The 26,249-nt window shown below is 44.7% G+C and carries 18 protein-coding genes; 13 read left to right on the plus strand and 5 right to left on the minus strand.

Annotation, left to right across the window (positions count from 1 at the left end; all coding sequences use genetic code 11):
• Nucleotides 1-110: 110 nt before the first annotated feature.
• Nucleotides 111-1,331, plus strand: coding sequence for an ROK family transcriptional regulator (locus Cabys_RS08440; RefSeq protein ID WP_006929911.1), 1,221 nt, complete (start codon nt 111-113; stop codon nt 1,329-1,331).
• Nucleotides 1,332-2,155: 824 nt separating this feature from the next.
• Nucleotides 2,156-2,695 carry a hypothetical protein gene (locus Cabys_RS08445; RefSeq protein ID WP_006929912.1) on the plus strand — a complete coding sequence of 180 codons (540 nt, stop codon included), beginning with the start codon at nt 2,156-2,158 and terminating at the stop codon, nt 2,693-2,695.
• 23 nt (nt 2,696-2,718) lie between these two features.
• On the opposite strand, the gene Cabys_RS08450 is transcribed toward Cabys_RS08445, so the two are convergent.
• The 3 genes from Cabys_RS08450 to Cabys_RS08460 all read right to left on the minus strand — a co-directional run bounded on the left by Cabys_RS08450 (nt 2,719) and on the right by Cabys_RS08460 (nt 6,438).
• Nucleotides 2,719-3,531, minus strand: coding sequence for a DUF3078 domain-containing protein (locus tag Cabys_RS08450; RefSeq protein ID WP_006929913.1), 813 nt, complete (start codon nt 3,529-3,531; stop codon nt 2,719-2,721).
• Between the two features lie 342 nt (nt 3,532-3,873).
• A complete protein-coding gene (locus Cabys_RS08455; protein WP_006929914.1) occupies nt 3,874-5,562 on the minus strand; it encodes a glutamine--tRNA ligase/YqeY domain fusion protein in 1,689 nt (562 codons plus the stop codon).
• Between the two features lie 309 nt (nt 5,563-5,871).
• Nucleotides 5,872-6,438 (minus strand): methyltransferase family protein, encoded by a 567-nt coding sequence (locus tag Cabys_RS08460; protein WP_006929915.1) that lies wholly within the window; start codon nt 6,436-6,438, stop codon nt 5,872-5,874.
• A 254-nt stretch (nt 6,439-6,692) separates the two neighbouring features.
• On the opposite strand from Cabys_RS08460, the gene tagD reads away from it, so the two are divergent.
• The 5 genes from tagD (at nt 6,693) to Cabys_RS19635 (ending at nt 11,239) form a co-directional block, all read left to right on the plus strand.
• The gene (gene tagD, locus Cabys_RS08465) at nt 6,693-7,157 is read left to right on the plus strand and encodes a glycerol-3-phosphate cytidylyltransferase (RefSeq protein WP_006929917.1); all 465 of its coding nucleotides are present in this window, start codon (nt 6,693-6,695) and stop codon (nt 7,155-7,157) included.
• 1 nt (nt 7,158) lies between these two features.
• The gene (locus Cabys_RS08470; RefSeq protein WP_081475095.1) at nt 7,159-8,361 is read left to right on the plus strand and encodes a CDP-glycerol glycerophosphotransferase family protein; all 1,203 of its coding nucleotides are present in this window, start codon (nt 7,159-7,161) and stop codon (nt 8,359-8,361) included.
• 195 nt (nt 8,362-8,556) lie between these two features.
• Nucleotides 8,557-9,405 (plus strand): glycosyltransferase, encoded by an 849-nt coding sequence (locus tag Cabys_RS08475; protein WP_006929919.1) that lies wholly within the window; start codon nt 8,557-8,559, stop codon nt 9,403-9,405.
• A 2-nt stretch (nt 9,406-9,407) separates the two neighbouring features.
• On the plus strand, nt 9,408-10,145 hold the full coding sequence (locus Cabys_RS19630; protein ID WP_006929920.1) for a glycosyltransferase family 2 protein: 738 nt from the start codon (nt 9,408-9,410) through the stop codon (nt 10,143-10,145).
• Nucleotides 10,124-11,239, plus strand: a complete 1,116-nt coding sequence (locus Cabys_RS19635; protein ID WP_006929921.1) for a glycosyltransferase — start codon at nt 10,124-10,126, stop codon at nt 11,237-11,239. Before Cabys_RS19630 ends, Cabys_RS19635 begins: the two co-directional genes overlap by 22 nt.
• 551 nt (nt 11,240-11,790) lie before the next feature.
• Here Cabys_RS19635 and Cabys_RS08485 read toward each other — a convergent pair.
• A complete protein-coding gene (locus Cabys_RS08485; RefSeq protein WP_006929922.1) occupies nt 11,791-13,569 on the minus strand; it encodes an FG-GAP repeat domain-containing protein in 1,779 nt (592 codons plus the stop codon).
• Nucleotides 13,570-13,781: 212 nt separating this feature from the next.
• Here Cabys_RS08485 and Cabys_RS08490 point away from each other — a divergent pair, with 212 nt between their 5' ends.
• The 6 genes from Cabys_RS08490 to Cabys_RS08515 all read left to right on the plus strand — a co-directional run bounded on the left by Cabys_RS08490 (nt 13,782) and on the right by Cabys_RS08515 (nt 24,936).
• Nucleotides 13,782-16,529, plus strand: a complete 2,748-nt coding sequence (locus tag Cabys_RS08490; RefSeq protein ID WP_006929923.1) for a TonB-dependent receptor — start codon at nt 13,782-13,784, stop codon at nt 16,527-16,529.
• Nucleotides 16,530-16,548: 19 nt separating this feature from the next.
• Nucleotides 16,549-19,941 carry a fibronectin type III domain-containing protein gene (locus Cabys_RS08495; protein ID WP_006929924.1) on the plus strand — a complete coding sequence of 1,131 codons (3,393 nt, stop codon included), beginning with the start codon at nt 16,549-16,551 and terminating at the stop codon, nt 19,939-19,941.
• Nucleotides 19,942-19,955: 14 nt separating this feature from the next.
• Entirely contained in the window at nt 19,956-20,993 is a 1,038-nt protein-coding gene (locus Cabys_RS08500; protein WP_006929925.1) for a PorV/PorQ family protein, read from the plus strand.
• A 246-nt stretch (nt 20,994-21,239) separates the two neighbouring features.
• Nucleotides 21,240-22,619: a peptidylprolyl isomerase gene (locus Cabys_RS08505; protein ID WP_225868918.1), complete on the plus strand. Its 1,380-nt coding sequence runs from the start codon at nt 21,240-21,242 to the stop codon at nt 22,617-22,619.
• 214 nt (nt 22,620-22,833) lie between these two features.
• The gene (locus Cabys_RS08510; protein ID WP_006929927.1) at nt 22,834-23,955 is read left to right on the plus strand and encodes a CDP-glycerol glycerophosphotransferase family protein; all 1,122 of its coding nucleotides are present in this window, start codon (nt 22,834-22,836) and stop codon (nt 23,953-23,955) included.
• Between the two features lie 258 nt (nt 23,956-24,213).
• Nucleotides 24,214-24,936, plus strand: a complete 723-nt coding sequence (locus Cabys_RS08515; protein WP_006929928.1) for a phosphocholine cytidylyltransferase family protein — start codon at nt 24,214-24,216, stop codon at nt 24,934-24,936.
• Nucleotides 24,937-25,009: 73 nt separating this feature from the next.
• On the opposite strand, the gene Cabys_RS08520 is transcribed toward Cabys_RS08515, so the two are convergent.
• Nucleotides 25,010-26,050 carry a sulfotransferase family protein gene (locus Cabys_RS08520; protein ID WP_006929929.1) on the minus strand — a complete coding sequence of 347 codons (1,041 nt, stop codon included), beginning with the start codon at nt 26,048-26,050 and terminating at the stop codon, nt 25,010-25,012.
• Nucleotides 26,051-26,249: the final 199 nt, after the last annotated feature.

Genomic DNA, 26,249 nt, shown 5'->3' on the forward strand with positions numbered 1-26,249 from the left:
TAAAAAAATAATACGTATATTTATTACACATTGAGTAATGTAAGTTAACTAACTTTGGGACAAATTGCACAAAAATTTTTTGTCCGGGGCTGAAACTGCATGAGGTCGAAATGTTCAAAAAAGCAGATACACAATTAATAAAACTACTGAACGAAATACAAATCCTGAATCTTATCCGCAACGAAGGTCCCATTGCCCGGATAGAAGTGGCGCGTCGCGTTCATATGTCTAAAGTCGCCGTGTTTGACATCATCAACCGCCTGGTTGAGGCGGGCTTTGTTATTGATGTTGGCAAGGGAGAATCGACCAGTCGCGGCGGAAAACGCCCTTCGCTGGTGAAGCTCAATCCGGAAAACCATTATGTTATCGGTATTGTCTTTAAACGTCGAGAAATTCAAATCGCGCTGGCCAATATCGAGGCGGAATTGTTGAATTTTACCAAATTTAAGATGCGCGTGGGGAGCTTGCCTGAGAGCGTGCTGGACAAAATTTTTGCCAAAATTGAGTGGTTGTTAAAAGATTCCGGCATTAAAGCAGAGCAAATCATATCCATTGGCATAGGGATTCCCGGATTAATCGACTACGAAAAAGGGAAGTTGCGTTTTGCCGATACTTTACGCGGTTGGGATGACGTGCCCCTGGTTGAGATTTTTTCGCAGCGCTATAATGTGCCTGTTTTCATTGAAAATGACGTTAAGGTCATTTCGCTGGCCGAAAGCATTCTGGGAGCAGGTAAAGAAAAATCTAATATCGTCTGTGTATGGGTTGGAGAGGGCGTTGGCGCCGGGTTGATCATTAATAATCAGCTTTTACAGGGCCATAGCGGCGGAGCTGGTGAAATCGGCTATCTGGAACTGGATCGGTTTTGTGAACTGGCGCAACGACTACCCAATCTGTACAAAGGTCAAAAATACATTGGCGATATTTTGTCGGATGCCTATCTGGAAGAAGTGATCCTGAGTAGGCTTTCGGGGCGCGGCGATCTTAAACGGATGAACTTCCCGCGTATTCTAAAATCAAAATCATTTTTTCCGGAAATTAAAGATATTTTAGATGAATTTGCTTATTTATTAGGTATGGCCTGTTCCATTTTGATTAAAGTGATCAATCCTGAATTACTCATTTTAAGCGGTAGAGTGGTAGAGCATAATGATTACTTATTTCAGAAAGTCGTGGATCAGATACAGGCGCGCGCTGGTGAAGTTCCTTTTTTTTCCACAGAAATCGTAAAAGGAGCGCTAGGCGAGCGGGCCAGTTTAAGAGGCGCAATTGTGATGGCTTTGCAGGTGATTTTTGAAACCAGAACCGTGGCGACCAAACATGAATTTTAGAAAGCCGCATGATTTAAAAAAAGATGAGTTTGCTCTTGCAGCGAATGGTTAATTAGTTGATTAGTTGATTGGTTGAATGGTTGAATGGGGGGCGAAATGTCATTCCTCATTCCACTCTGTAGGCTAAGAGACCTGCCCAGAATATTCCTGACACAAAGACGTATCATTCATTAGAACGCAGGTATCCATTACACCGTAGAGAAAAACTGTCCACGTACAGAGCTTCCTCCTTTCCCAGACTTTTTTTCTGGGGGATGGCAATTAATGGAAACAAAAACTATTTTTAATTTTAAACATTCTTTTTCTTTACGCCCTTTTGCAACTTCTCTGTGCTCTCAGTGGTGGCGTAAATCCCTGCAAAAATGTTTTTAGTTGCGGCTGTGTTGCCTTAGTTTACTTCCTTCGAAAGATCTAGTGCCTTAGCGTGCGAAAATTTTTACGCTGTTTTAAAAACTCATCCCCCAGCCCCTTCTCTTTAAAAAAGAGAAGGGGAGCAAATCGTGCCGATTTGCTTAGTTTTCGTCTTACATGTTGAGATACAGTTCTATTTTTCTTTTCGACCCTGGCGTTCCCTTTTCAGCTGACGCTGTACAGAAGGATTTGCGTGAAAAAATCTTTATGCGCATTGTGGCTTCTTTGCGCTCTTGGTGGTTCGTTTTTAGTTGCGGCTATGCTGTGCCTTGGATTAGTGGAAAAAATAAAGATTTCTCTGTTCGTTAGAAATGACATTTAAAGCGAACTCAAGGTTTTTACCTGTTTGTTCGACAATGGACAGAAATCAGGTGCAGGAAGAAGAAACATGATTTTGCGGAGAGGAGCGCGCCATGAAAAAAATCATCTGTTTCCTGTCGCTATGTGTAGTGATTGGAACGGCATCTGCCCAGGAAATTTCACTGCAGTCATCCCGATTGCATGCCATTCCTGCATTGCCGGACAGCATGACGTATGAAGAATTCGCAATGCTGAACAGGGAGTTAACCTGGAAACGGATGATGATCGCCGTTTTTGTTCCGGGATATGTGCATTATTATGCCCGGCACAATAAATTAGCTTACGGCATCAGCGGCGCGCGCTCTGTGGGCGTTTTATTAAGCGCGGCCGCGATTTACCGTGAATGGAACGATGCCAAGCAGCTAACCCTGGATGTGCTGAAAGAAATGGATGACAATTTTTACCTTTTTATGACCGGCCTCTTTTTAAATGCAGCCGGCTATGCCTTTGATATTGCCCATGGCGACTGGCTGATTGAACAGGAGCGGATGAAAATCCAATTTAAATATCGGAAACTGACTGGACCCGCTTCGGCCGGGATTTTTGATCATTTTGTGCCGGTTTTGTCTTTGAATTTAAAATTGAATTTTTAGCCTTGCCGGGCATTTTTTACGCTTTAAAAAAAGGTGTAGGTCAGCCCCACAGCCAGCACTTCCTGTAATTGACGCTTTTTGCTAATATCCCGATCGTAAAATATTTTGACGTTAAAATTGACCGTAATGTATTTGGAGATTTGCGAGACGATCAGGTTGTCCCAGTTGATATCGATTTCATTAAAGCGCTTCAGGTTGGAGAACAGCTCAATTTTTCCGGTGTAAGAGATTCTTTCCGCAAACTTAAAACTCAGGTCGGTTACGGAATTAGCGCCGTACTCCACGCGCATTTTTTCGCCCTGCCCATAACGATCTGCATATTTTTTGGTGACGGTTTCTTTAAACGCAGCGCCCAGCCGTGTTTTAATATGGACGTTTGGCGCATATCCCATGCCCAATGTTTGCGTAAAATAGCCCGGATCCATGAATTCTGAAATGGTTACCGCGCCTTCTTCGGTGTATTCATATCCTCTGGTGAACTGCGTTACTCCGCTAAAAGAAATAAACGGATTGACATAAAGCCCTAATTTGTACGTGTAAACACTTTCCAGGCGAATTTCATCGGTCGATTTTTTTGAGCCCGCGTCTCCCACTCTGGTTTTTCCGTAAGCGATTTTAATCGTATTGCTCCAGTCGAATTTTTCCTGAATGTTGGTGAACTTTCCGTTAATGTTTAATTGCCAGGCCCATGCGTTTTCGCCGCCCTGTTGCCAGTTGTCAAAATTAGTTTGTGTGAAATTCAAATTGCCCGCCATCTCTTTTTGCCAGCCGGTTTTGGGGTTATCTTGCGCAAAAAGAAGCGCTACAGTAAATAGAGTTAAGAGAAGCAAACGCATTGTACCTCCTTAAGTGGTTTGTTGTACTGATACGAAATTACCTATTAATTTTATTATTCTGATCCGACCGTTTCGGAAGATGAGCAATAAAAGTTAAAAAACAGGCGACTCTTCTTCCGACAGAGGGGGATTCTCAAAATTGGTATTTAAGCTTACTTTAAAAACAAGGGTTAATCCAGTTTTATTCCGTATTTCGAATTAATCTTTAAAAGTATGTGTTTTTAGAAAATCAAACAACTTTTTTTAGCTTATCAAACCTAACCTGCGCCTGAAATTCGGCGACAGAAAGAGAAAACGCCCCTTAGCGTATTAAACCATGGTAAGGGGCGTCTTTTCACGCGGTTATTTTAACTTTTTTTCAATTTTTGCCCAGCTATCGCGTAGGGTAACCGTGCGGTTAAAAACAAGATGTTCGGCCGAATGATCCTTAAGGTCGGCGCAAAAGTAACCCTGTCGTAAAAACTGGTAGCGTTGGCCGGCTTTGGCCTTTTTCAAATCCGGTTCAGCAAGCGCGTTTTTAATAACCGTCAGTGAATTGGGATTGATATTGGCCGTGAAATCCTGTCCTTCTTCCACATCTTCCGGGTCTTCTTTTAAGAATAATTGTTCGTACAGTCTAATCTCAACCGGCACGGCATGTTCGGCCGAAACCCAGTGTAATGTTCCTTTAACCTTGCGGCCGTCCTGCGTCCATCCGCCCCGTGATTGCGGATCGTAGGTACATCGCAGTTCAACCACCTGGCCGTTTTCGTCCTTGATTACTTTCTGGCAGGTGATGTAGTAGGCATGTTTAAGCCGCACCTCTTTACCGGGAGCCAGGCGAAACCATTTTTTAGGCGCTTCTTCACGAAAGTCCTCGCGTTCGATGTAGATGATTTTTGAAAAAGGTACTTTGCGGGTGCCGGCTTCAGGGTCTTCCGGATTATTTTCGGCTTCAAGTTCTTCTACCTGGTCTTCGGGATAATTTTCAATAATCACCTTAAGCGGATTTAAAACGACCATGCGTCTTTCGGCGCGTTTATTTAAATCTTCGCGCAGGCAGTGTTCTAACAGGGCGAAATCCACCACACTATTGGACTTGGCCACGCCAATGCGATCGGCAAAATCGCGAATGGCCTCCGGGGTGTAACCGCGGCGACGCAGACCAGAGATGGTCGGCATGCGCGGATCGTCCCAACCCGAAACATAGCCTTCCTGCACCAGGCGCAGCAATTTGCGTTTACTCATTACGGTGTACGTCAAGTTCAATCTGGCAAACTCGATCTGCCGCGGATGAAATACTCCCAATTGATCAAGGAACCAGTCGTACAGCGGACGATGGTCCTCGAACTCCAGGGTACAGATGGAGTGTGTAATGCCCTCAATGGAATCTTCCAGACCGTGCGCCCAGTCGTACATGGGATAGATGCACCATTGGTTGCCGGTGCGTGGATGACTGGCATGAATGATGCGGTACATGACCGGATCGCGCATATTCAGGTTGCCAGATTGCATGTCGATTTTAGCGCGCAGTACTTTTTCGCCGTCTTTAAATTCGCCTTTGCGCATGCGTTCGAACAGGTCCAGGTTCTCTTCCACGCTGCGATTGCGATATGGGCTTTCTTTGCCCGGTTTGGTAAGCGTTCCGCGATACTCCTTTATCTCTTCCGCAGAAAGATCATCCACATAGGCCTTGCCCATTTTAATCAGTTGTACGGCGTATTCGTACATCTTCTCAAAATAATCGGATGCATAAAACAGGCGATCTTCCCAGTCGAAACCCAGCCAGCGCACATCTTCGATGATGGCGTCGATGTATTCCTGATCTTCTTTTAAAGGATTGGTGTCGTCAAAGCGCAAATTACATTTGCCGTTGTATTCCTCAGCCAGGCCGAAATTCAAGCAAATAGATTTGGCATGCCCTATGTGCAGGTAGCCATTGGGTTCAGGCGGGAAACGCGTATGGACGCGGTCGAACCGGCCGCTGGCCAGGTCTTCGTCGATGATTTGTTTGATGAAATTGGTCGGTTTTTTGTTGTTCTCTGCAGACATGCTTACGTTCCCTCGTTTTTTTCATTTTTAAGTGGGGTAAGTTAAAAATTTTGTCGTTAAAGGCAAAATAAAAGTTTGATAAAGTGAAGCAAGAATTAAGATGCAAGGCCCCATCCTCTGGTCTCATCCGGCAAAGGAGAAATGTTTTTTCGCCAGGGGGTTCAATTTAAATCGGAAGCTTATCGCAAAAGGAAGAAACGCCACCCTCCACCAATAAAACAGGTAGAGGATGAGTTTGAGGCTCAAGCGTCAGAATAAAATTGAAAGTACAGGCCAGTTTGAAAAAAAGGTTGAAGGATGGCTGTGAAATTAATAGATAAAAGGGATCAGTTTTTTGGTGCGCTGCCTGAACGCGTCATATTCTTTACCGAAGGCTTTTAGAAGCGCCTCTTCTTCCACTTTAATTCGATAAAGGAAAGCCAGAGAAACGGGCACAAAAATCGTAATACAAGCGGGCCAGCTGTTAAACGCCAGGCCAAGTCCCAAAAAAGATAGTAAACTTCCGGCGTAGGCCGGGTGACGAATGAGACTGTAGAAGCCGTAGGACACAATTTGATGGTCTTTTAGTATTTGCACATTACTGGTAAAGTAGCGGCGCAAGGTCAAAATGGCCAGCCAACGAATGGTCAGGCCTACGGCTATTAAAAAGGTGCCCACTCCAATGCTTATTTTCCCCGGTAAAGGAAATCGCCCGAAGTTCTGCAACCCCAAAAACACGCCTGCCGGAATGGAAATAATGATGGTTATCCAGATCATTTTTAAACTTCTTTTATCCCGTTCTTGCTTTTCGGGTTTATGGTAGGTCAAACGTCCCAGCAGAATTTCACTTAAAATCCAGATAAGACAGACGGCCTGGAATAAAGCAAACAACGACATTTTCGTTACCTCCTTATAGTTTGGATAGTAGAGTTCTTCAGCATGTACATATCTGTCAGTCTCAAATACCGCCTATCGGGAGAGGGGGCGGAGTTGATAATCGTATTTAGCAAACATTTTGTTATTCTCCAAATTTTGGGGAACATACAGTATATTTTGCTGAACTCTATTGAATATAATTAAAATTCCTCATAAATTTCCATGTTATTTACGGAAGCCTGTTACAAAATATGTTTCGGAGCATTTAACACAAAATGAAGAAGAAAACGGTTATCACCTATGGCACATTTGATCTGTTTCATGTGGGCCACCTGCGCTTATTGAAACGTGCAAAAGAGCTGGGCGATTATTTAATTGTCGGTGTCTCTACAGATGCCTTTAATGCCATCAAGGGGAAAAAGACCATTATTCCCTATGAGCAGCGTGCCGAAATTGTACAAAGTATTCGTTACGTTGATCGAGTTATTCCTGAAGATAGCTGGGAACAGAAGGCGAGAGATATTGAAAAATATGCAGTGGATGTGCTGGTAATGGGCGCCGACTGGCAGGGTAAATTTGACGATTTACAAAATATTTGTGAAGTGGTTTATTTGCCTCGCACCCAGGGCGTGTCTTCCAGCCAGTTGAAAAACTCGTTAAAAGGCCTGCTGGAAATTCAACCCGCTAAATTGCGTGAAGCCATCGACGTACTGGAACAAATTTTGAAAGACCTTGAGTAATATGCCTGCAGGAATTTTTAAATCCCACAAGATCAGGGCTCTATTATTGTATCCCCTGTACTGGATTTCGAAGCTCACCAGGCGCAGTGCGGATATCTGGCTGTTTGCACCGATGAATCATGCTTTTTTGGACAATGCCAAATATCTTTTTTTACATGTAACGCAACACCATCCGGAAATCAAAGCTTTTTTTGTTAGCGAAAAAGCGGAGTTGATCCAATACTTAAAAGAACAGAATTTGCCCGTGCTTGATAAATGGAGTTTAAAGGCATTTTACTATGGACTCATTGCCAAATTTTATCTGATCAGCGCGTATGTAGATGACATTAATTTCTGGACTTCCGGGGGCGCTGTCGTTTTTAACCTGTGGCACGGCATTCCCTTAAAAAAGATTGAATTCGATATTTCGACGGGGCCGCTGGCCAAACGCTACCAAAAAAGAAGCTGGTACAATAGAATTTTTAAACCGTATTTTTACAGACGACCGGATTTTGTTTTATCCACCTCACAGGATGTGAGCCGACTGTTTGCCTCCGCCTTTCGTGTTTCGCCCGCTCAGTGTCCGCCCCTGGGCTATCCGCGCACAGACATTTTTTTTAAGAGCAAAGAGGAAATCAAAAAACATATTCAACAATACGAAAGCAAGGCGTTAAATGCGCTACTGAAACAGATTGCGGCCTATGAACGTGTAATTCTCTACATGCCTACCTGGCGCGACGATCGCCAGAATTTTATGCAAAAGGCTTTTCCGAACGTTGAACAACTCAATGATGCTTTGAAATTGAAAAATGCTTTGCTGCTCATCAAGCTTCATCCCAACGACTCCAGCCTGAAAACATTCAGGGATTTAAGTCACATAAAAACAATGCCGGCCAAAATCGACCTGTATCCGTTTTTGCCATTTACCGATGGGTTGATCACCGATTATTCTTCGATTTATTTTGACTACATGTTGCTCAAAAAACCGATCATTTTTTATCCTTTTGATCTGGAAGACTATTTGCGCAACAGGGAAATGTATTTCGACTATCAAGAGACGCTTCCAGGTCCGGTTGTTGGGGATTTTGGCGCTTTGTTGGAGGTTGTTGCTTCCATTGAAAGTTTGACCATTAACGAAAAATACGAGCAACTGCTGAATCGTTTTTGGCTGTTCAGGGACGGAAAGAGTTGTGAACGCGTGACGGAGTTTTTGAAAAATCTTTAAAAATATGGCTTCAAAACGGATTGGGGCAATGGATTACCGATTTAGCTGTTCGCAAAAGGCGAAATGCGAAATGGTCTGTAGGTTCTATTTGAACTTTTTCGAGGCTCCTGTATTACCGGATTAGAGTTTCTTAATTTGTAAACAAGGTCTAAATCCGCTAAATTCAATTTCAAATTTTAATACTGAAGGGGATTTGTGCAAGCGATTTCGGTCATTATTAGTGTGTACAATCGATTGGATTATTTAAAGAAGGCTTTGATTTCCATTCAGCATCAGTCTGTGTTGCCGTCAGAAGTCATCATAACAGACGACGGCTCGCAGGAACCGATTGTAGATGTGGTGCAGGAGCTGGTGCCTCAATTTGACTTTAGAATCAAACTGGTAATCCAGGAAGATCGCGGTTTTCGTCTGGCGCGTTGTAAGAATAATGGCATCCGTGTCGCCGAAAACGATTTTTTAGTGTTCTGGGATCAAGACGTGGTGGGGACGCGCAGATACCTGGAAACGTATTATGAAAACTGGAAGCCGGGGATGTTTGTGGTTTCTTATCCGGTACGGCTGAGCGAGGCGCAAACGCAACGACTGACAGAGGCGGATATTCGGCAGGGAGATTATTCACACATTCTAAACAAAGAGCAGTTAAAAAAAATCCGCAAACAATTTAAAAAGGATCGCTTTTATTTTTATTTGCGAAAATTTATTTTGCGTAACGATACGCGCCCCAAATTAAGGGGAGGGATTTTTGCCATTTCCAGAGCTGCTCTTTTAAAAGTGAACGGATTCGATGAAAGATACCAGGGCTGGGGCAACGAGGATGATGATCTTGGTCGCCGCCTGTACGCCAGCGGCGTGGTGGGCTTCAATCCCTTTTATGATCAATTTCCCCTGCACCTTTACCATCTGCCGTACCATACGAACGGGCAGCGTGTGAATCAGAAATACTATTTAAAACGGCAGCAGGAAATCAAGGCCGGGCATTACAGGGCGGAGTACGGACTGGACAAAACTTTTGGCGAAGATGACATTAAAGTTCTGGAATTTTAAAGATGGAAAAATTATCGGCAGTTATTATTACCTTTAATGAAGAGCGGAATATTGGGCGTTGTTTAAAATCGCTGGATTGGGTGGATGAAATTGTGGTGGTGGATTCCGGTTCAAGCGACCGGACGGTGGAGATTTGTGAGACCCATGGCGCAAAAGTTGTAAAAAGTGAATGGCTTGGTTTTGGCAAAACCAAACATTTTGCCGTGGAACAGGCCGCCAACAATTGGATTTTGTCCATCGATGCGGACGAGGAAGTAACGCCGCAACTTAAGCAAAAGATTCAATCCATTCTCAAAAATCCCGATGCCACGGTTGCCTATCGCATCAAACGTCAGGCGTTTTATCTGGGACGTCCGGTTAAACATGCCGGTTGGCAAAAGGATTATCCGCTGCGCCTTTTTAATCGGCAAAACGGAAATTTTAACGACCGCGAGGTGCATGAATCCGTTGAATTTAACGGCCAGGTGCAATATATTCAGGAGCCTTTGTTGCATTACACCTATCCGACCATTTCTTCTCACATTCAAAAGATGGATCGCTACACTAATTTGACCGTGGGGGAGCATGCTCAAAAGGCGACGATTTTAGGGAGTGTGGCCCGCGCTTTTTTCAAATTCCTTAAAATGTATTTTCTTAAAGGAGGTTTTTTAGACGGCCGGATCGGATTTGTTCTCTGTTTTAATTCGGCTTTTGGCATTTATTTAAAGTACATTAAACTATGGGAAAAAAGACTAAAATAAACGTTTTACATCTGGAAACAGCGTTAGAGTGGCGCGGCGGACAGCAGCAAATCGCCTATCTGGTGCATGGATTGTTGAGGGCCGGCATTAATACGGCGCTTGTCGCTCCTCCTACGGCAAAGGTAACCGACTATTTCCGTAAGAACGCGCTGCCATTTTTAGAGGTGAAAGTGCGTCATGGCTGGGATTTACAGGCTGCGCGTAAAATCGCTCGCTTTATTGGCGAAAACAGGGTTAATATTTTACACGCCCATTCTTCTCACGCCCTTTCGCTGGGGCTGCTTATAAAACTTTTACGGCCTTCCGTCAAATTGATTGCCTCTCGGAGGGTGGATTTCTCCGTAAAAAAACCGCTGATTGGGGCATTGAAGTACAATAATCGTCTGATCGATCGAATCGTTTGTATTTCTGAAAACATCGCTAATGTGTTAACGGCCGATGGCGTGAATCCCGCGAAATTATCCGTGATTTACAGCGGCATCGATCCAGATCGTTTTAAAGCTCAACCGGCCGAAGATTTAAGAAAAGAGCTTGGTATTCCGCGCGAACATTTAGTCGTCGGTACGGTTGCGGCGCTGGTGGGGCACAAGGATTATCCGACTTTATTACGGGCGGCTGCTCTGGTTGTCAAACGCTATCCGCGTGTCAGTTTTTGCGCCGTGGGAGAGGGCGCCGACCGTCCGCAGTTAGAAGGGTTGCAGCGGCGGCTGGGGCTTGGCGATCGTTTCCGCTTTGTTGGCTTTCGGTCGGATCTGGATCGTTTTTACGCATTGTTTGATGTGTTTGCGCTTTCTTCGTACAAAGAAGGGTTAGGTACGTCCGTGCTGGATGCTCTGGCCTGCGGTCTGCCGGTGGTGGCCAGCAGGGCAGGGGGTATCGGGGAGATGATCGAAGACGAAAAGAACGGGCTGCTGGTTCCACCGCGCGATGACCAGGCTCTGGCCGACGCATTACTGCGCCTGTTGCAGGATGAAGCTTTGCGTAAACGTCTGGCGCGCAATGCCCGCCCTTCTGTTGAAAAATTTTCTTTTAATCGTATGGTTGATAATCATATCCGGTTGTACGAACAATTGCTGACGGGCGGCGGTTTTTAGAAAACATCCTAGCTAAAGTTCCAAAGCAGCAAAGCAGCAAAGCCGCAACCAAAAAACCTTAAAACGGAAAAGCCTGGCCAATGTGTTTTTTTAAAGTTTTTGGTGTGTGATTATATAAAACAAAATGGATTGGGATTTGATTGTTAGCTTATGCAGAGAACAGGGGAGGAGCGCTCTGTCAGAGCGCTCCGTTTTGGGTGTGGGGGCGTAGCCCGGGGCAGCGCCCCGGGCTATAATACGCAGCATTTCCTTACTTTACGGAATTTCAGATAAAAGATATAATTTCTCTTTCAGAAAAAAGGTCTCCTCGCCCGATTTATTACCCAAAGAATGACAACCATCCATTCATTCATTCATTCGGAAAACTTGTCCTGCGGATGTACTTTTTGGGGCCGGTCTTTCAGACCGGCCCCCTCCCCGACGCCACAAATAAAAACGGGGCGGGCCGACAGGCCCGCCCCTTATACCCATTTTACATCTTACACACCCTCCCATAAAAAAAGGCTGCTCCGTTGGAGCAGCCTTTAATAAACACCGTATTTGAAACAAGCTTATTTCATCAACATCATGCGTTTTTGTTGTTTAAAATTACCGTATTTCAATTCATAGATATACATACCAGAAGCAACTTTCGCACCAGCATCATTAGTGCCATCCCATTGTAATGCATGGTTTCCGGCCGAAAGAACCTCATTGTTGATCAGCGTTTTAACCTTCTGGCCCAGCGCATTGTAGATGGTCAGGCTAATCTGCTTTTTGATCGGCAGATAGAATTCAATCGTAGTCGTTGGGTTGAAGGGGTTCGGATAATTTTGTTTCAGCACATAATCTTCGGCCGTGATCACTTTCCAGTTATTTTCGATACCGGTCGGAACATTGGCGCCAAATTCAAAAACCTGCAGCCAGCGTTTGCTTTCTTCCGGGATCGGCGTGCCGTTTTCTGTGCTGTCCATGGGAACAGTGCTGCCGGCGACTAAGTAACTGGCAACCAGTTCTTTATTTCCGTCGCCATCCAGATCGTTCTCGGGAACAAAGACCATCCAGCTCGGAGATATAACCGGCGTCGGTGTGGGCACATAGGTGGTATCCCATGGCGTGACCGTCGTGTCAATCACCATTTCCATCACCGTGTCCACAACAGCCGTATCGCGACCGAAGTTGTAAACTTTCCAGCTTGCAGAATCGGTTAACGATCCGCCGACAAATTCATAATCCCAGATGCCATTGCTGGTGCCGCCGGAATAAAGGTCCATACCGTCGGAGCCGCTGCCATGATCCTGATCGCCGAGAGCTAATGTGGTAAAAGCGCCGGGTTTCAGGAAGGGCAGATAAGTAACCGAAACGCTATCCTGCACATCGCCTACCGCTTTTAATAAAAAGAGTTTACCGGTAAAGGTGGATTCTACGATGATTTCATTGGTGCCGTCGCCGTCAATGTCGCCGTGTACAAATCCTTTAATAATGTAAGAATCGCTGTCTAAGTCCAATTTGTCTATTTGGACCACTTGCGCAGAATCAACATAGCTATTAGGACCGGTGGATTCGATACAACGCAGACTGAGATTATCGTAAACGCTGACCCACAGTTCGCTATGTTCGTCATTATCCAGGTTGCCATAATAAACGCCGGTAACGCTGCCGCCGGTGTTCAACTGATAACGGGTCTGTTTGTATTCCTGGTTCCAGGAATAAAAACCGCTGGCAAAATTACCGTCAACCGATAAAATATTTACGGTACGAGAATCATAGTCGCCGCCAACCCAACGCGTGAAAGCCAGTTCCAACTGACCGTCATCGTCAAAATCGGCCACAGCTATGTCTTCGCAACGCCAGGAACCGGTGTCAATGATGGCCGGATTGGTGCTCCAGTCTAATTTGGCCACCATTTCAAATTCATTGTCATTGCCGTTGTTCTGAAACACAACAATGCCGCCGGTGCTGTCAACCGTGTTCCAGCCCGTGCTCACATAAGTATAAAGTTCATCATAACCGTCGCCGTCCAGATCGCCCACAGCTACGGTGCGTACCGGAGTAGAGTAAGGAGAACCCAGGTCCGGCGAACGCCAGATTTCTTCCAGCATGTTATCGCCAACAACTTCAAAAATTTCAATGGCGCCGCCATTGGCGTACTGTGTCATAATGATTTCCGGTTTGCCATCTTTGTCCAGGTCAGAACCAGCATGAATCCCACGGCCAAAGCCGGTAATATTGTTGATCGCAGGATTGCTGTACGCGCGTCCCATCGTTGTGTTATCGCCATCGGTTTGCGCGAAAAGCATGGCTACAGAGAGAAAAAGAATAAAAAGGACGAATGGTACACGTTTGTTCATAAGAACGCCTCCTCAAGATTTGGTTAAACATAAAACTAAATAAACTTCAAACTAAATAAAATTCCTTATTAAAGATAAAAAAAAAAATGAATAAATCAATAGCTAAATCAAGAAAATTTACAATTAATTCAGTTTGTGAACTATCTAATTTTTTATTATATTCAAAGGAAAAATTGAAACGTAACAATCAATCAATATGTTGGAGCGTTGTTATGAACACTTTGTGGCAAAGAATTCTTTTTGTACTCATCTTGTTGCTGGCTGGTAATTTAATCGCCGGAAATACAGGAAAGATCGCCGGAACGGTGGTCGATGCCAATACCGGCGAACCAGTTCCGGGCGCCAATATTATTCTCTCCGGAACCTATTATGGCGCTTCCAGCGATATCAACGGCGAGTTTTTCATCATTAATATTCCTCCCGGTAAATACGATGTAGAATGTATTGTGATTGGCTATCAGAAAACCATTATGAAAAACGTTCTCGTGCAGTCCGATCAAACCACCATGCTAAATTTTAGAATTAGAGAACAAACCCTCGATCTGGACGAAGCTATTGAAGTGGTCGCCGAACGTGCCATGGTTCAAAAAGACCTTACTTCTTCCAAAAAAGTGACCACGGCGGAAGAGATCAAAAGCATCCCTGCTGAAACGTTTACCCAGGTGCTGGCCACTCAGGCCGGCGTAACCAGAGGGGCAGACGGCGCCCTACATATTCGCGGCGGTCGATCTAACGAAATTGCCTACCTGATGGATGGTGTTTCGGTTGCCAACCCTTACAATACCAATGGGCTGGGAACCTCCGTGGCCAATAATGCCATACAGGAACTCACCGTGGTTAGCGGCGCCTTCAATGCAGAATATGGTAACGCCATGAGCGGTGTGGTAAACATTACAACCAAGGACGGCGGGAAAAAATTCGAAGGAAGTTTAACCGGTTACACAGGCGATTACGTCAGCGCGCACGACGATATCTTCTTAAATATCGATCAGGTTAAACCTTTTAGTAATAAAACGATTGAAGGAACGTTGTCCGGACCGATTCCTATTGCGCGTGATAAAGTTACCTTTTTCTTCTCCGGAAAATACACTGATAGCGAAGGATATTTGTACGGCGTTCGCGAACACGATCCGGCCGATTCTGCCAATTTTCAGGGAAGGGTAGAAGAGTATTTTGTTGAAACGGAAGAGAAAGTATTCGAACGACGTGAACGCTTTATCGACGAATGGTATATTGAACGCGGCGGCGACGGAAAGATCGTCCCCATGAATCCAAGCTGGTCTTACAACATGCTAGGTAAATTGAAAATAAACCTCACACCGTCTCTTGTGCTCAGGATAGAATCGATTTACAACCGAAGCTGGTGGAAACAATATACGCACGATTACAAATACAATCCGGACGGCGATTACCAGTACAATACCAGAAGTTATCACCATGCCGTCAAACTGATGCACTCCCTCTCGCCCAGCACCTATTATGAATTTCGCCTGGCGTATAATCAACGCAAATATGAGCAATACGTTTATAAAAATCCTTACGATCCACGCTATGTGCCCACCGACAAAATTGTTGGCTCTCCGGGAGGAAGAACCTTTGTTTTTGGCGGTACGCGCATGGATCATGTACATCAAAAATCAAAAAGTTATATTAGCAAATTTGATATTACCAGCCAGGTCAACAACAGACATCAGGTGAAAACCGGATTTGAGTGGCGGCTGCATCGTTTGCAGAACGAGACCTTTACCATTTTGTACGATCGCATTAATTACAACAGTCCTACGGTTCTGGGACTTGATTCGCCCACTCACGATTATTACGATCGTTGGCCTGAAGAGTTTTCCGCTTACATCCAGGATAAGATAGAATACGAAAGCATGATTATTAACGTTGGCGTGCGCTACGACTACTTTAACGCCAAATCCAAATATGCCAAAGATCTGTTGCATCCGGACGGCGAGCTGGCTGAAGCCACACCCAAACACATGGTCTCGCCGCGATTGGGCGTCTCTTTCCCCATCACGGCTAAAGGGATTATTCATTTTTCTTATGGCCATTTTTCGCAAATGCCCGCTTTTAGCGCATTGTATGTGAATCCTGATTTTGAACTCCCTAAAAGCGGCGTACCCACCTTTGGTAACGCTAATTTACGTCCGCAAAAAACCGTAATGTACGAAATCGGTTTACAACAACAGTTAACCAATGATATAGCGATCAATATTACCGGGTTTTATCGCGATATACGTGATTTGTTGACCAGGCAACGCATTAAGTTTCAGTCCAGAGAAGGCGACCTGCGCGATTATCGTGTTTACGTCAACCAGGATTACGGGAATGTAAAGGGAATTACCCTCTCTTTAAAAAAGAAAATTACCAAACAAACGCCGGTGGGATTCTCTCTGGATTATACCTATCAGGTGGCCGAAGGAAATGACAACGATACGGACGCCTTTTTCTACAATTCTTTAAGCGGTCTGGCCACCATTAAAGAGATCGTGCCGCTGGATTGGGATCAGCCGCACAATTTATATGCTGTGGTAACGGTGGCGCCCTCCGATCGTTTTACAACCAGCATTATTGGTAAAATATCTTCAGGATATCCCTATTCGCCTTTTATTTACAATAAAGATTTTAATTACGATATCAAACCCAATAGCGATCGCAAGCCGCTTCAGCGATATGTGGATATTCAGTCTTCTTATCGTTTTACCGTGGGCGGTTATCACGTTACGTTTTTTACCAAGATTTACAACCTGTTCGACACGCTGAACGAACGCTATGTGTATGACGACACCGGTCGAGCAACCTACACCTTTGCCAATCGCAGTCAGGAAGAAACAGATACATTAATAAAACACTACGGAGAACCCGGGGTGCACGAATGGACGGACTACATTAACCGTCCGCATTACTATACTGCCCCAAGAGAAGTACGTTTAGGCGTAACGGTCGAATTTTAAAAAGTGGAGATAAAAGAACATGAGAAACGGATTGATCTATGCCTTAATCCTTTTGCTTTTCAGTCTTGTCTTTTGTTATGCCGATAATCTGGATGACGAAAAGTTTAAAGACGGTCCCAAAAAAGACTGGACAGAAGAGGAATTTAATGCCTACAATCAATGGATAAACGCCATTTTAGCCAAAAGCGCCGGCGGCACCAAACGGCAAACGGCTATTATGAACGGTAATAAGATTACTGCTCAAATCTTTAACTATGGCTCCATTTCCAGCGCCGGCAATCATATTACCGATATTGTCTGGAATGGATTGGGTTACGCCTACGAATTTGGACCGATGGTCGGCGCCGAAGTCCCGGTGCTGGATGATAAACATCCTGATACAATTGTTCGCTTTGAGAATGGTGAAAGGAAATTTTACGCCCACGTGATCAGCGATGGCTTAACTTCTACCGGCCCTGAGTTGAATCCCGATCGCACCATTCGCTGGGGATTCCAACCGCTGGTCACCAATGATGATGGAACGATCCAGTATCTGAATCCGGCCAGCGATTACATCCCCACCAGTGATGCGCCGGATGAAAATCAGGATGGAAAACCGGACTCCTGGCCTGACGACTGGTACAATGAGGACCTGCGCGAATACGTTTGGCCAGGCGCATTGGGCCAGGGCGCTACCAATGCCGATAAAGAAGCGTTTTATGTGATGGATGATCGGGACAACGCGGAGTTTTCTTATTATCCCTTTATAGATGATACCTCGCGTCGCGGCCTGGGCATTCAGGTGGAGGTACGCATCTACCAGTGGTCCAATCCGCTGGCCGAGGACGCCATCTTTTTAATATACAAAATTGCTAACATGAGCGATAAAGATTTAAACGGCGTTACTTTTGCCATGTGGGGCGATCCGCATATTGGCGGCTGGAGCGATTACAATGACGACTGGGCTTATTTTGATAAAGCCTATAACATGGTCTTCGCTTACGATACCGATGGCAAAAGTATGATTCCCGGACGCGTGCCCGGTTACCTGGGATATAAATTTCTGGAAAGTCCCGGCATTGGTAATGAAATTCTTGATGGCGTGTTCTACCCCGGCGACGGCATCGATAACGACGGCGACGGCATGGTTGATGAAAGCTGGACGGACGGCATCGATAACGACGGCGACTGGGATCCGGAAAAAGACGATGTGGGCATTGACGGGATTCCCAATACCGGCGATTATGGCGAAGGAGATGGGATGCCTACGGCTGGTATTTTGTTTGATATTCAAAATCCGGGTGAACCGAACTTCGAATTTACCGATATTGACGAATCGGATATGCTGGGCTTGACCGGTTTCGAAAACCCCGCTTTTGGCAGCCTTTATCCGCGCGACGATGAGAAGCTTTATTCTCAATATATGGTGCCCAATCGCTTTGACACCACACTGGTGCAGGGCGATCGTATCTTTTTGTATTCGTCCGGTCGTTTTGTGATGCGCGGACTGGAAACCAAACGTTTTTCCATCGCTTTATTGATGGGCGAAGATTTTAACGATCTGGTGTTGAATGCTGAAACGGTGCAGCAAATTTACAATACCGGTTACCAGTTTTCCAAACCGCCGGCAAAACCCCATCTGGTGGTGGTGCCGGGCGATCGCAAAGTGACCCTTTACTGGGACGATGTGGCCGAATCTTCTTACGATCCCATTTCTGAAGAAGTGGACTTTGAAGGTTATGTGATTTATCGCAGCACCAGTCCAGACTTTGCCGATCAACAGGTGATTACGGATATTAACGGAAATAAATTCTTGTTCCAACCGTTGAAAACCGTTACGGGCGTGGATGCGCGTTTTGACCTGGTGAACGAATATCAGGGGCCAAGTAAAACGCCCTACAGGGGACGCGGCGTATCCTATTATCTCGGAAACAATACCGGCCTGGTCCATTCTTTTGTGGACAGCAACAATGTCATTAACGGACAGACCTATTTTTACGCGGTTGTCTCTTATGACCACGGCAGCGACTCGCTGCAAATTCCGCCGACGGAATGTTCGAAAATAATTACCTTTGATCCCACGACCAATACGTATAAGTTTGACGTTAACACGGCCAGGGTCGTGCCGCGCAGCAGGGCTGCCGGTTATGTGCCGCCAGAAATCGTTAATTACGATCAGGGCGGAGGCGTCGTTCCTGAACCCGGAACGGTGGCCACCGGTAAGTTTACGTTGAAAATTATCGATGAATCCGCGGTGGAAGACAACAATAAGTTTTTGATTTCATTTTCCGATTCAACCGGCCAAAAGACGTACAGCGTGGAAGACTTGAAGCCTAAAGAAGAGATATTTACCTCGTTCTATGGGCAGTATGTGGCGTTGCAATACAAACATTTAAATCCCGAAAACGCCGTGGTCTCTACGGTGGACGGATCGCAAACCTTTAGCGACAGCATCGATTACATTTTGGATGGCGTGAATGGGCGGATTTTAGTGCTCGATCCGGCTGAACATCCGGGCGCCCGCATGCAGGACAATGTGAACTACAAAATCACCTACACCAATTATCCAATCTATCACAGTACAGCCCTTAAGGGCGAATTAACCAATCCCTTTTTTGACGGAATTCATTTAAGCGTGTACGAAACGCCCTTTAAATTACGCAATGAAAATACCGGTTGGAGCGCCTCCAGTCAAACCAACCTGGAATATGAATTAGTGCCCAATGATGCGGAGGTCGAAGCGGCGGATTATCTGATCAAATTTTACGATACCATCGTCGATACCAGTTTGCCGCTGGGTAATATGCCGGGAATTCGAACCAACTTTACGATTACCAATGTGGATTTAAATAAACCCGCGCGCTACATCATTCTGGAATCGACCCAACGCGATACCATGTGGAATCCCGGTGAAACTATTTTCATCCTGCTGGGCGACGAAGGGCTTGATAAATCCTGGTCGGTGAAATTTGTCGAACCGCAAAACGAAGACTACATTCCGCCGGGCGAGGGAGATGAATTCTACATCTCGGTTTTCAAGCCGTTCAAACTGACAGACCGGTTTTCGTTTGTCACAAAAGCGGCCCATGTGGATCCGGTAAAGGCCAAAAACGAACTGGATAAAGTGCGTGTTGTTCCCAATCCGTATGTGGCGACCAATGTTATTGAACCAAAGAATTTTGTGGATCGCGCATCTCGTGGTTATCGGCGGCTCTATTTCGATAAATTGCCGCGCAAATGCACCATTAAAATCTTTACAACGGCCGGAGAACTGGTGCGCGTCCTTGAACACGACAGCACCATCGACGATGGAAAAGAATACTGGGATTTACTAACCAAAGATAATATTGAAGTTTCTTATGGATTGTATTTTTATCATATATCGGCTCCTGGAATAGGAGAAAAAGTTGGTAAATTTGTCATTATTAAATAATGCGGAGGCATTAAATGTTCACTCGAAAAATAATTAATATCTTTTTTGTGATAGGTTTGACGGCTTCCGTCGGCTTTGCACAATTGACAAGTTCATCCACCATGTCTAAAGTGGGCACAACCGTGGCCCAGTTTTTAAAGATCGGGCCCAGCGCCAGAGCTCTGGGAATGGGCGGCGCTTTTACTGCCATAGATGATGATATTAGTTTATTGCACTGGAATCCGGCCGGCCTGGCGCGCATGACGGCCAATGAAGCGCTGTTTACGCATACCAGCTGGATCGCCGGCACCAATTATGATTATATGGCGGTGGGTATTAAAATTTACAACGTGGGCACCATCGCTCTGGTGGTTTCCTCTTTCGGCTCCGGCGATATGGATGTGAGAACCGTGGACATGCCGGATGGAACCGGTGAAAAATTTAATACCAGCGATTTGATGATCGGTTTAGGGTTTGCGCGCAATCTGACCGATCGATTTTCAATCGGCGGCACGGTTAAGTATATCCATCAAAGGTTGTGGCATATGACGGCCTCTACGGTGGCGCTGGATATCGGCACCCTTTTTACCACGCCGTTTTATGGCATTCGGTTGGGCGCCAGTATGTCTAACTTTGGCCCCAAAATGCGCCTGGACGGACGCGATATCAAGTTTGCTCAGGATCCGGATCCGCTCCATGAAGGGAACGTGGAATTCGTAAACGCCCAGTATGAAATGCTTTACTATTCCATTCCTTTGAATTTTCAGCTGGGAATTGCCAAAGATTTTAAATTTGGCGAAAAAAATCGCATAACCCTGGCCATGGATGCCGTGCATCCCAATGATAATTACGAGGCGGTAAATGTGGGAACGGAAATCGCTTTGCAGAATATGTTTTTCTTGCGGGCCGGTTACAAGTCTCTTTTCCAGACCGATAGCGAAGAAGGGATGACCCTGGGCGCCGGTTTGAATTACCGACTCTATTCCACCGTTATTTTAAAGATCGATTACGCTTATGAGGATTTTGGCGTTTTGAACAATGTGCAGCGGTTTAGCGTGGCGCTAAGATTTTAATTCTGAGGGTGTCTCAAAAGCGACATTAAATGTATATTTATTAATATATGCGGTAAATCTTACATTAGCCCTCACCCCCTGCCCCCCGAAAATCGGGAGAGGGGGAATTAAAGGGGGTGAGGGAAAGAAAAACTTTATAAAAATACATTTTCTTTGGCTTTTGGGACAGCCCCGTATAAAAGCCGGTCTGTCCCCCCCAGATCGGCTTTGTCGTTTGGAAGTACAGGAGAGTAAAACGTGAAAAACATGCTCGTCGGATTGCTGATCATTATTGTTCTTTTTGGCTGCCAGAAAAAAGAGGAATTACCGGTTGTAGCCAGAGTGGATGGTAAAGAAATTACCCTGCAGGAATTTGAACTGTCCTATCAGTTTAATCCTTTTTTATCGCGCATCAAGCAGCCCGACTCTGCCAAAAAAGCTCTGTTAAAGTCACTGATAGCCGAAAAGCTGATTGCGCTCAAAGGGCAGACCGAGCAAAAACAAATTGCGGATCTTTTAGAAGCGTACAAAAGAGAAGCGATTATCGAAGCCTTCTGGAAAGAGGTAATCGAGCCCCGCGTTAAAATCGACGAAAAAGAGTTGCGTGAGGCCTATTTCCGCTCCAAAACCAAAAAGATTGTGCAATACCTGCTTTTTACCGATGCCCAAGAAGCTGAACGCGCGGCCAAATTACTGAATGAGGGCATGTCGTTTGAAGAATTGGCGCAGCTGCGAGGCTTTGATTCACAGACTATTTTAAGCGATACGATTGAATTCAACGGAACGTTGCCGGCCATTGAAGACCAGGTTTTTAAGATGAAACCGGGCGAGATTAGCCAGCCGGTGCAAGAAGGATTTTATTACTTTATTTTAAAAGTAACAGGAGAGAGAATAGATCTCTTTACTTCTGAAAATGATTTCAATGCCCGCCTGTACTCATTACGCAAAAAACTAAAAAGAAGAAAAATGCAGGAAGCCATGGCAGAGTATCTGGCCCACAATGTGCCTTCTCCGCCTTATCAGATTTCAAAAGAAAAGATAAAAAAAACATTGCAGATGGTGGAAAACGCCATCATGGCGGAACAGGATAAGCTTCAAAAAAATGAAGGCCTTACGGCAGATATTTACAATTCCCTACAGCGCATGGAATCTTCACTGCTTAACGAACCCATTGTCACCTTTTATGATGGTCAAACCTGGACCATCCGGCAGCTGTTAAAACGAATGGCCTTTGCTTCTTATCCGTTGCGTATGGAGAACAGGGGATTGTTCCGCAAAAGCTTTTTGCTGGCCCTGCGCAATGTACTGGATGATCAGGTCATTTTAAATGAAGCAAAAAAACGAAATTTACAGAATTCTCTCTATGTAAAACAGCAGGTTGCCATGTGGCGAGATTACCTGTTGTTTAAAAAAGGACTGGCTCAGATTTTGAGAGGCAAAAGCCTGTTCGATCCCCAGCCTGTTTATCAATATTTGAACCAAACGGCGTCTCAATATACAATCCAGGTGAATACAACACTGTTAGAAACTTTAAAAATTAAAAAAACCGACATGGCCGTTTTAAAGCAGCACTTTCCGGGACGCATTGCCGTGCCGGTTTTTCCGTTGCTAACAAAATATCGCCTGACCTATGAACGGATGGATTAAAATAGGTAGGTGGACTCCCCGCGCTTATCCAAATGCCAGATTGTGCTTTTTAAATCAAACTCCTTCATCATTCATCAATCATCAATCATGCCCCAGGCATCCCGCTCTGTATTTGATAAACTATGGTCTCTTTCTTTGATATTTATTTGAATTCCTCATAAAATACTTATAATTTCTAAAGATTTTTTAATCAAGAATAAACAAAGGGATTTGGATGGCTGAAAAAATTAAATTGTTGTTTAGAATTGGGTATGCTTACCACAAGGCAGCCTTTGATCCGGTCATTGAATATTTAATGAATGACCCTAAATACGACGTTTATTTTTCGCTGGATGCGGAAAAAAAACGTTATTTTTGGGTGCTCGACATCCCGTACCAGCAGCCAATTATTGATGAATGGAAAAAACTGGGATATCGCTTCACTAAAGAAAAGAAAGGTTTTGATATCGTAATTACGGGCGATACGCTAAGAGACGCTCCAGAATACGGAAAAACATTGCTCTGTTTTTTGAATCACGGTACGGGTATAAAAAATATTCTTTACCGCAACCTGGCTAAGTTCCCGGATCATCGTTATCAGATTTTTGTGGAAGGCCCGCACCGCGTAAAATCGTTGCTCAGTTCTCCCGCATTGGGTAAAAACGAGGTGCATCTGGTCGGTTTGCCTAAACTGGACTTTTATTTTCAGGGACGCTTTAATGATCGGGAAGGCATTCTTCGACGCTGGGGATTGGATCCAAACAAGAAGACTGTTTTGTACGCCCCGACCTACAAGCCGACTTCCCTTTACGACATTAAGGACGATATCTTTGAACAGACAAAGGATTTTAATCTGATTATTAAATTGCATCCCTATAGCTGGATGGGCAAGTATGCTCCGCACCGCCAGCATCGAATTTTTGAAAAACGCGTAAAGAAATACAATCATGCCGTTTTATTGCCCTTTGAAGCCTACAATATCGTTCCTTTTTACGCCGTGGCCGATACGATCATTAGCGAGGCTTCCAGCACGGTGTTCGATTTTTTAGCGCTCGGTAAATTTGGCATTGTTTATGACCTGCCCTGCGATGATTTAAAACATTCCGATGGCGAGCCGTTACTGGAAATTGACAACCGCGAATTTTTAAAAGGCGCTTTTGTTCATATCCAAAACGGAAAACAAATTTACCAGGCGGTGGAACAGGCGCTGAATCCTACACAAGAGATGAAAGAAAAAGCCGAAGTGTATCGCAACGAACTTTTTTACAAGCTGGACGGTAAAGCCACGGAACGCTTTGTAAAAAAAATGGAGGAATTATATTACGAAGGCGGCCACGAAAATGTGCCAGAACAGTGAAAGATTTAATAGCAATTACAAATTACGAATTACGAATTACGAATTACGGATTGCGAATTGGTCGGTTGAGATGGCAGGGAAGTGTAAACGGATTGCGTGGTGGAATCGTAGGAATGAGTAAATGGTGGTTGCCAAAAGCTTTAAACCTTCAGCACCAGAAATGGTAAAGAGGTAGGACTGGTAGCGCCTGTTCTCTGGCAGGGCTTCACTAGAGGAGCTGAATTTAATTAATAACGAATCGGAAAGGAAATAAAATAGATGAAAGCTGTTATTGTTGCCGCAGGACGCGGCAGTCGCCTGATGAATCACAAACCTAAAACGTTGACCGAAATTGGTGGGAAAACGATATTTCAATACATTCTGAAAAACTTAACCGCGGCCGGCGTCCGGCAGTTTGTGGTCGTGGTGGGCTACCAGGCGCCAATTTTGCAAGATTTTTTGGTGCAACACGATTATTTTGGGCTGGATATCCAGACGGTGTACAACGATGAATGGCAACGGGGCAACGGAATTTCTGTCCTCAAGTCCGAAAGCCTTGTTGGCAACCAGCCTTTTATTCTTTCCATGAGCGATCACATCGTCAGTCCGGCCGCTTTGCAACGAATCATTGAGGCCGAGGACTCGCGCAATCTTTTGCTGGTCGATCCGGATGTGGAGCGCATTTTTGACATCGATGACGCCACCAAAGTGCAGTTAAAAAATGAAGTAATTCTGGACATCGGAAAAGAACTGGACGCTTACAATGGCATTGATTGCGGTATTTTTAGATTGAAACCTGATTTTTATCAGGCCATGCGCCAACAACTCCAGGAGGGTAAAGAATCGATCAGCGCCGCCATTCAAAAATTGATTAACAACAACGACATGGCCGCTGTATTCATGCAAAATGATGAATGGTGGATCGATATCGATACGCCGGAAAGCCTGGCCTACGCCCAAAAGCGGATTCGTGATCTCACTTATCAGGAACTTTCTATTTAATCGCATTGTCCATCAAGAGCAAGGCCGGCTTTTAAATTCACCGCCTTGCACAGCCTGCTTTTAAATTGGGCGCCTAATTGAATGATACTTTGCGGTGAGCTCCCGCTACAAATTGTAGTTTTTTCCTTAAAGGAAGAAGGCGACTTTTAACACGCAGCCTGATGCGGTACAGGTTATCTTCAATTGTTCCGGGGACAAGTAACCTTTTGAATTTTGAATGGAGGCGCCAGTAATACGTTTCTATGAGCGACGGTTTTGTAAAATGCGAAAAGATCAATGGATAATGATAAGCAGTCAATTCCCGGTGAGCAACACGCTCAAATCGATAAATTTGACTTTTGGAAAGCGCGGTATGCCACTTGTTAAAATTCCCGCGCTTTAAATCGGAGACAATGTTTTTGGCAATGAAACGGATTAAGCTCTTATCCTGATCATCTATTCCAAGAAAATCAATCAGTTGTTGAAAGATTAAAACAGGATTTTGTAAGAGATCTTCATACCGCAACTCAAATTTTTGATCGTCTTTTAATGTAGCAAAGAAATTTTGTGCTAAGTTAATTCTTTTCTTCCATTCTTCGGCCGCGCAGTGGATGTTTTTGGGGCCAAAATGCGTTTTGAATTCCGACAGAGCAACGTCGCGTCCATCGCGTACAATGTGAATGAACTGAGCGTCTGGAAACAGCCGCAGAATTTTATCCAGGCCGAAAATGTATTCCGGTGTTTTGTCTCCCCAGCGTTCCATGCCATGATATTGTGCAAATTGTAAAAAAATGGCCTGAAGAAGCCCGGAATAAGAAGGGAATTTTAACGATGATAATACCTTTTCTTTATCGAGATCAAAGTTAAACCTTTTCTTTATTCGTTTAAAATAACGCTCCTGAACGATATCTTCCAGCAGATTGATCAAATTTTCCCGGCGATTAAGATCACCGTATTGCTCTAATGCGTCATAATAACGGAGGATGAACTGGCTTTCCGTGCCAAAGTTAATCTTCAAATACTTGCGAATCAGTTTGATTAAAATAGAGGTGCCCGACCGCCCATGACCAATAACAAAGACTGGATTCAACTTTCGATGTTTTACCTGCAGCTCTGGCAATAGTTCTTGAACCATGCGCCCATCCTTTTTTATTCATTAAAATAAAAGTTAATGTTCGAAGAGTATTAAAATTCCATTTATTTTTTATGAAAAAGTTTTAAACTTAAAGCGTACGCTATTTTCAAGCAAGGACTGCTTTCGCCTGTGGCTTTTTCCCTACGGTGTAATGGATACCTGTGTTCTAATGAATGATACGTCTTTGTGTCAGGAATTT

This window comes from Caldithrix abyssi DSM 13497, from assembly GCF_001886815.1.
GTDB lineage: Bacteria > Calditrichota > Calditrichia > Calditrichales > Calditrichaceae > Caldithrix > Caldithrix abyssi.